This is a genomic window from Streptomyces phaeochromogenes, assembly GCF_001418655.1.
Classification (GTDB): Bacteria; Actinomycetota; Actinomycetes; order Streptomycetales; family Streptomycetaceae; genus Streptomyces; species Streptomyces phaeochromogenes.
Window position 1 is genome coordinate 1 of record NZ_LIQZ01000645.1, and the last position, 1,498, is coordinate 1,498.

The 1,498-nt window shown below is 72.7% G+C and carries 2 protein-coding genes; both read right to left on the minus strand.

What is annotated here, in order from left to right:
- Positions 1–787: AAA family ATPase (locus tag AOK17_RS47105; protein WP_483855199.1), on the minus strand; the 787-nt coding region annotated here is incomplete at its 3' end.
- A gap of 109 nt (positions 788–896) precedes the next feature.
- Positions 897–1,286, minus strand: a complete 390-nt coding sequence (locus AOK17_RS47110) for a cell division protein SepF (RefSeq protein ID WP_055618766.1) — start codon at positions 1,284–1,286, stop codon at positions 897–899.
- Positions 1,287–1,498: the final 212 nt, after the last annotated feature.

Genomic DNA, 1,498 nt, shown 5'->3' on the forward strand with positions numbered 1-1,498 from the left:
GGACCGGCCCCGCGCAGCCCGCGCGCACCGCGTCGACCAGCAGCCCGTGCCGGCGCCCGCACTCCGACCGCGTACGCCACAGCACTTCGGCGAGGTTGCCGCAGCCGCGCAGCAGCCGTCCCGCGCCGAGCGGTACCGCCCTGCGCATCGAGCGGGGCAGCGGGTCGCAGGCGAAGACCGACCGCAGGGCGACCACCATCTGCTCGGCGGCGGCGAGGACTTGGCGCTGGCCGTCCGTCTTCCCGGCGACGCGGAGCGGCAGGAGCGGCGTGCCGAGACGGTCGTCGGGCAGTGGCGCCCGGGTCACCGGGGACGAGCCCGCCGTGTGCCAGGCCGCCTGCACGGAACGCCGGCCCGGGTCACGCAGGGCGGTCTCCAGCAGGGTCAGCCCGCCGGCCGTCAACCGCTCGCCCACGATGCGCAGTTCGGGCTCGGCCTGCACGGCGACGTCGAGCCGTACGGGACCTTCGGGGCCGTCCGCCGTGCAGCCGATGCGGAAGCCGCGCCGCCGCTGGGCGTCTGGGCGGGCCCGCTCGGGCACGCACGCGACCGGGTCCGGGAACACCTCGTCCAGTTCTGCGCCGCCGCCGAGCCTGGCGAGTGCCTCGTACGCCCGCAGGGCACTGGATTTGCCGCTGCCACTGGGGCCGGCGAAGAGGCTGAGCGGTCCGAGCGGGAATCCGGCGCGGCGGTGCGCGGCGAACGCGGTGAGCCGCAGTTCGACGACGCTCGGCCGGTCCGGACGCACCTCGGCCTGCGCGCGGGACCCGGGAGATAACGCGGTCATATCCGGACGGTAGGGCTCCGCGACCAGGCGGAACCGTTTCGTCCGCGAAACCTTCCTACGAACGGGGGACCGGATCGAGGGTCGACACCCCCGAATCACGCCCCGCGCGTCACACCCCGGGAATCCCCGCCCCCTCCATCAGCCCTCGCACCTCGGTTCCCGGCGGCGTGAGCAGGAACACGTTCCGGTCGACCCGGTGCATCCCGCTCGCGAGGCCGAAGACGACACCAGTACTGAAGTCGAGTACGCGCTTGGCGACGTCCGTCTCCGCGCTGGTGAGGTCCAGGAGGACCGGGATACCGGCCATCAGGGTCTCGGCGACCTCGCGGGCGTCCGCGAAGATGCTGACCCGGAGCACCACGAAACGGCGTCGCGCCTCGGTCTCCGCCTCCGGTATCGCCCGGTGGCCGACCGCCGAGGGCCAGGCGTCGCGACCACGCAGCGGTACGACCTGGGCGAGTCCTTCCCACTGTTCATCGGTGACGTCGTGGCTGTTCACCGGTTCCCCCCGACCTGACTCGCACTGATTGCCNNGCGGACCGTCCCTCCTGGGAACCCCTCACATCTCGCCGACGGCCGCTGTGTGCCGGGCGTAACTCCTCACGATCACGTCACGTGACACAGGCGTAACGGGCAATTCGTACGCTCATGCACCGAGGTTCCCCTGTAAGAGGCCGGCGAAAGGCAACGTGTGAGCGCCACCACCCCCAC